Annotated in this window: 6 protein-coding genes; 1 reads left to right on the forward strand and 5 read right to left on the reverse strand. The window is 41.3% G+C overall.

Annotated elements, in window-relative coordinates:
* Positions 1 to 144: 144 nt before the first annotated feature.
* From ahpF to CXF78_RS12440, 3 genes are all read right to left on the reverse strand, one after another.
* Positions 145 to 1710: an alkyl hydroperoxide reductase subunit F gene (gene ahpF, locus CXF78_RS12430; RefSeq protein WP_102036967.1), complete on the reverse strand. Its 1566-nt coding sequence runs from the start codon at positions 1708 to 1710 to the stop codon at positions 145 to 147.
* Positions 1711 to 1822: 112 nt separating this feature from the next.
* Entirely contained in the window at positions 1823 to 2392 is a 570-nt protein-coding gene (gene ahpC / locus CXF78_RS12435; protein ID WP_011636010.1) for an alkyl hydroperoxide reductase subunit C, read from the reverse strand.
* A 220-nt stretch (positions 2393 to 2612) separates the two neighbouring features.
* Positions 2613 to 3356 carry a spermidine synthase gene (locus CXF78_RS12440; RefSeq protein ID WP_011636009.1) on the reverse strand — a complete coding sequence of 248 codons (744 nt, stop codon included), beginning with the start codon at positions 3354 to 3356 and terminating at the stop codon, positions 2613 to 2615.
* Between the two features lie 151 nt (positions 3357 to 3507).
* Here CXF78_RS12440 and CXF78_RS12445 point away from each other — a divergent pair, with 151 nt between their 5' ends.
* Complete coding sequence (locus CXF78_RS12445) at positions 3508 to 4047, forward strand: mechanosensitive ion channel domain-containing protein (RefSeq protein WP_102036968.1); 540 nt, start codon at positions 3508 to 3510, stop codon at positions 4045 to 4047.
* A gap of 69 nt (positions 4048 to 4116) precedes the next feature.
* Here the strand turns inward: CXF78_RS12445 and CXF78_RS12450 are convergent, their stop codons facing one another.
* A complete protein-coding gene (locus tag CXF78_RS12450) occupies positions 4117 to 4854 on the reverse strand; it encodes a dienelactone hydrolase family protein (protein ID WP_102036969.1) in 738 nt (245 codons plus the stop codon).
* Between the two features lie 100 nt (positions 4855 to 4954).
* On the reverse strand, positions 4955 to 5504 hold a 550-nt coding region (locus CXF78_RS12455; RefSeq protein WP_308302251.1), incomplete at its 5' end, for an NAD(P)-dependent oxidoreductase.

The following is a 5504-nucleotide window of genomic DNA, read 5'->3' on the forward strand; positions in this document are numbered from 1 at the left end:
ATTTCTTTATCAGTTATTGATAAACTACCAATCCCTACGATGAAAAATTGTAAATGAATAAACAAAAAAAATAGCCCACAAAAATGCGGGCTATTCTTATTCGGTGGTTGAAATAAAACCACATATAACAAATCTTACAATCTGCTATGCAGCTTTTACATCCTCTTCTTCTGAATGTCTGATCAGATAATCAAATGCACCCAGTGATGCTGTTGCGCCGCTGCCCATAGCGATAATAATTTGCTTAAACGGGGTATTGGTTACATCACCTGCGGCGAATACCCCTGGAATTGAGGTTTGACCACGCTCATCGACAATAATCTCGCCACGAGGTGTCATATCAACCACACCTTTTAACCATTCAGTATTGGGCACTAAACCAATTTGCACAAAGATACCGGCTAAGGTAACGGTATTGCTTTCACCTGTTGCACGATCGGTGTAGATCAAACTGGTTACGCGGGTACCATCACCTTTTACTTCTGTGGTCATCGCTTGGGTAATAATCGTGATGTTACCCATTGATTTAGCTTTGCGCTGTAGCACTTCATCGGCACGTAACTTACTGTCAAACTCAAGTACAGTGACGTGTTCAACGATATTGGCTAAATCGATAGCCGCTTCAATTCCTGAGTTGCCACCACCGATAACCGCAACACGTTTACCTTTAAACAATGGGCCGTCACAGTGTGGACAATACGCTACACCTTTATTACGGTATTCTTGCTCACCTGGGACGTTCATTTCTCTCCAACGTGCACCCGTTGCCAAGATTATCGTTTTACTGCTTAGGGTTGCGCCACTTTCTAGGGTCACATCAAACAGGCCATTTTTAGCTAAACTCAACGCACGTTGGTTTTGCATAATGTCGACGTCATAATCTTTAACGTGGGCTTCAAGGTTAGCAACTAGTTTAGGACCTTCAGTTTTAGACACTGAAATAAAGTTCTCAATACCTACTGTTTCGGCGACTTGTCCGCCAAATTTATCGGCAACAATACCGGTGTTTAAGCCTTTACGAGCAGAATAAATTGCCGCGGCTGCACCTGCCGGGCCGCCGCCAACCACTAACATATCAAAAACTGATTTTTGGTTTAATTGTTCGGCTTGTCTGCCCGCAGCATTTTTATCTAATTTATTCAGTACTTCAACAACGCTAATGGCACCGACAGAGAAGGCTTCGCCGTTTAAAAATACTGATGGAACTGACATGATATTACGATCGCTGACTTCCTGTTGGAAAAGCGCACCGTCAATCATCACGTTAGTAATATTTGGGTTAATTGCCGCCATCATATTCAGTGCTTGGATCACTTCTGGACAGGTTTGGCAACTTAACGAAATATAGGTTTCAAAATGGAATTCACCAGGTAGCTGACGGATTTGTTCAATGGTATCCGCATCTAACTTAATCGGATGTCCGCCGCTGTGTAATAATGCCAACACCAGTGAGGTAAATTCATGGCCCATTGGCAATCCAGCAAAGGTTATGTTGGTTGCAGCTTGTGGGTTAATCACACTCATGCTTGGTGTGCGCTTGCCTTGCTGATACGTCACTGAAACTAAGTCTGATGAGTCAACAATGTCTTGGGCTAGGCTGGTTAATTCTTTACCTTTGTTTGAGTCATCTGCAGATACGACAAGTTCAACTGGGCGCTTGAGGTTTTGCAGATAGGTTTTCAGTTGATTTTTTACATTCGCATCTAACATAACAACTCCTAAAAAATGGGCAATAATCGATGAGTTTAAAAGTGCTAGTCAGTGCCGGGGGAACACCGACTAGCTGGAGATGATATTACTAACCTAAGGATGAACTTAGCGGTTAGATTTTACCGACTAGGTCAATTGAAGGAGCTAATGTTTCTTCACCAGGCTGCCATTTAGCTGGACATACTTCGCCATCGTGAGTTGCAACATATTGTGCAGCTTGAATCTTACGAACTAGTTCAGAAGCGCTGCGGCCAATACCTAGGTCATGAATTTCAGCTACTTTAACTTGGCCTTCAGGGTTGATAACGAAAGTACCACGTAGTGCTAAACCGTCTTCTTCAATCATCACACCAAAGTTGCGAGTGATTGCCCCAGTTGGGTCACCTATCATTGGGTAAGTAATTTTACCGATTGTGTCTGAACTTGAATGCCAAGCTTTATGAGTAAAGTGAGTGTCAGTTGATACTGAGTAAACTTCAACGCCCATTGCCTGTAGCTTCTCATAATGATCAGCCATGTCGCCTAATTCAGTTGGACATACGAAAGTGAAGTCAGCTGGGTAGAAAAATACTACTGCCCACTTGCCTAATAAATCTTGCTCTGTAACTTCAACGAAAGCACCATTGTGGAATGCTGTTGCTTTGAAAGGTTTGATAGTGCTATTGATGATAGATTGTGTCATGTCATGCTCCATTGGAATTAAGATTTACGTTAACCCGATACCATGTGGTGTCGGTGATGATGAACATGTGCTCGTCATCTGATGTGAATCATAATAGCGATGGAGATGAATTAAGTATAACGGATAAAAACTATCACCTTAATCGATTTTTCATATTGAACTTAATGTTAATCGATAAAACAGAACGTCGTAATGATCAACGTTCTATTATCAAGGTGAGTTATTCCCAAATACCAAAACGAGTTAATACGCGGCTGATGTTGGTATCGAGCTTTTGCGATAATGCTTGTAAGGCTTGCTTATTGTTCGCGGCGGCAAACCCAGTATGACCATTAGTGGCATATACAACCCAATTACCACCGCCAGTTAAACAAGCATAAACATGGGTAAAATGGCTATAAAGAGTGTCACGCAGTTGGGTGTCACGGCTATGCTCTTTCCAACAATTAAGCACTAAAAAACCATCCGTTTTTAAAAGTTGCTTTGCTTGACCAATGAACAACGTTGATAGCTGTTGCTTATCGACACCTTTGTTACTGTATATATCGGCAAAAACGACATCGACTTTTTTGTGTTCTGCATTGGCCAAAAAGACATTGGCATCTTGATGAACTAAGTTCAATTTTTTACCCAGTGGCAATTGAAAAAATCGTTTGGCTACCTCAATTACCCTTTCTCGTAACTCTACTGCAGTAATTTTAATCGCGGCATCAACATGTCGAAGCGAGTGGACTAATGCTCCGCCGCCTAAGCCTAAAATAATCACACTTTTAGGTTGAGTAAATAATAATACCGCAAGCATTGCCTGAACATAAGTATGCTGCGGCACATGTGGTTGGGCTTTATCCATTTTGCTTTGCTCGTCGTTATCTCCAAAAGATAACACTCTAAAATCACCATCATCGAGCACACAAAAATCACCAACACTATCACTGTCGACATGCAATACTTTATAATCGGACATACTTCACTCTGTTGGCTGGCTTGCAATCATTATTATGCAAGCAATAAAACCGCATTGTACCTCAGAATGAAGTACCAAGTCTGAGCCTTATTAGCCAATTTATTACTGATGATAGAATTTATTGGCCTTCATTATTCGACAGGGAATTTACATGCTTAATCAGTTGCTGATGTGTATTGTGTATTTAGCGGTATTTTTGTTTGCTCAGCGCCAAGTGAGTAAATGGATTAGGCAACAAGCTGAGAAAAAACAGGTTAACGAAGTGCGCAGTCGCTTAGTGACTCGGCTTATTTCTTACTTTATGTTTTTTGTCACAATCTCAATCATGGCGATATCGCTCGGTTTAGGCTATCAAGAGGTATCGTTATTTGTCTCTTCGGCGTTTGCCGTTTTAGGCGTGGCATTATTTGCCCAGTGGTCAATCCTCAGTAACATTACCGCTGGGGTACTAATATTTTTTGCTTTTCCGTATCGCATTGGCGACAGAATTAGAATTGTTGAAAAAGACGAAGATATGTCTGGGGTGATTGTAGAAATAGCATTATTTCACATTTTAATTAAACGCGAGTCCGGTGACGTGATGACTTACCCTAACAGCCTGCTATTACAAAAAGGGGTTATAAAACTGCCAAATGAAATGCCAGCAAAGAAAGTACAGCCGATAAAACGTGTGATACCTAAACGTAAATAACCGTTATTTCCCGCATATTCAGACACAAAAAAGGCGCATTTAGCGCCTTTTTGATTGTATCTTACATAGCTAGTTTAACACTCTGTGAAAAAATGCCACAGCTTGTAAGTACATTTGCAAAGCCAAAGCAGCATCGTAACGCTCGCCTTCATCACGCATAAAGGCATGCTGCGCATTGACCTCTTGCCAGGTAAAGTTTGCATTTACCTGTTCAAGCTTTTGGTAAATAAGCTTTCGCCCTTCTTTACTAACATGCGGGTCTTGCTTACCAAACACCATCACTAACTCGCCTTTTATATCGCCAGTACGACTCAGTGAGTCATTACCTTCTTGGCAAAGTAATGTGTTTGAATGAATGTCGGTTGGGTATAAACAAAAAGCACCGCTGATGTCTGGATTAAGTGCGGTGCGGTAAGCTAAGTGACCACCGATACAAACGCCCATAGCGCCGACTTTATCACTGCAAAATGATTGTGCCCGTGCAAAGTCAACTAACGCACAAGTGTCACTGTCATGATGTTCCAAAGGCTTGGCCCACTTGTCTGCATTACCTTTATCTTTACCGGCTTCGTCATACGCCAACACGGTTCCGATAGGATTTAGCTCATGGAACACTTCTGGTACTAATACAACAAAACCATGACCGGCTAAGATTGCTGCTGAGCGAGCAATAGGCGCGGTTTGCTGAAATATTTCTGAGTAGAAAATAATGGTCGCAAATTGGCCTTTAGTGTCTGGACGATAAAGCGTGGTACGCATTAAGCCCGTAGCCGTTTTAATGTCGTGGATTTCTGTTGTTGTAATCATAATGTTCCATTTATTTTGCTCTGCGCCTAATCTTTATCAGGCTGGACAGAATGTGATTATAGTTTATAAACTCGTAAGTATTTAGGTTAACCCATTCGAATTAAAACAGCTCATTATTACAAGTTTGCCCAGTGGTCAACTGCGTCACATTAGTTAATGTTGTTGAGGCTATCGCATTTAATGCTTCTTCAGTTAAAAAGGCTTGGTGACCAGTAAAAATCACATTATGACAAGCAGACAAGCGACGGAAGATATCATCTTGAATAATCTCATTTGATTTATCTTCGAAAAATAATCCTTTTTCATTTTCGTATACATCTAGCCCTAACGAGCCAATTTGGCCATCTTTTAACGCTTCCATAGCATCAAATGCATCAAGTAATCCGCCGCGGCTGGTATTTATCACCATTACGCCTTGCTTCATTTGGCTAAAACTGACCTTGTTGAGTAAATGATGGTTATCTTTGGTCAACGGGCAATGCAAACTAATGATATCGCATTGTGGGTATAAGGTATTTAAATCGACATATTCAACACCTAAGTCGATTACCGCTTGGTTTGGATAAGGATCGTGGGCGATCACTTTACAGCCAAAGCCGAGCAAAATTTTAATGGTCGCCAAACCAATTTTACCAGTACCAATCACCCCA

The organism is Shewanella sp. 11B5, from assembly GCF_002836795.1.
Classification (GTDB): domain Bacteria; phylum Pseudomonadota; class Gammaproteobacteria; order Enterobacterales; family Shewanellaceae; genus Shewanella; species Shewanella frigidimarina.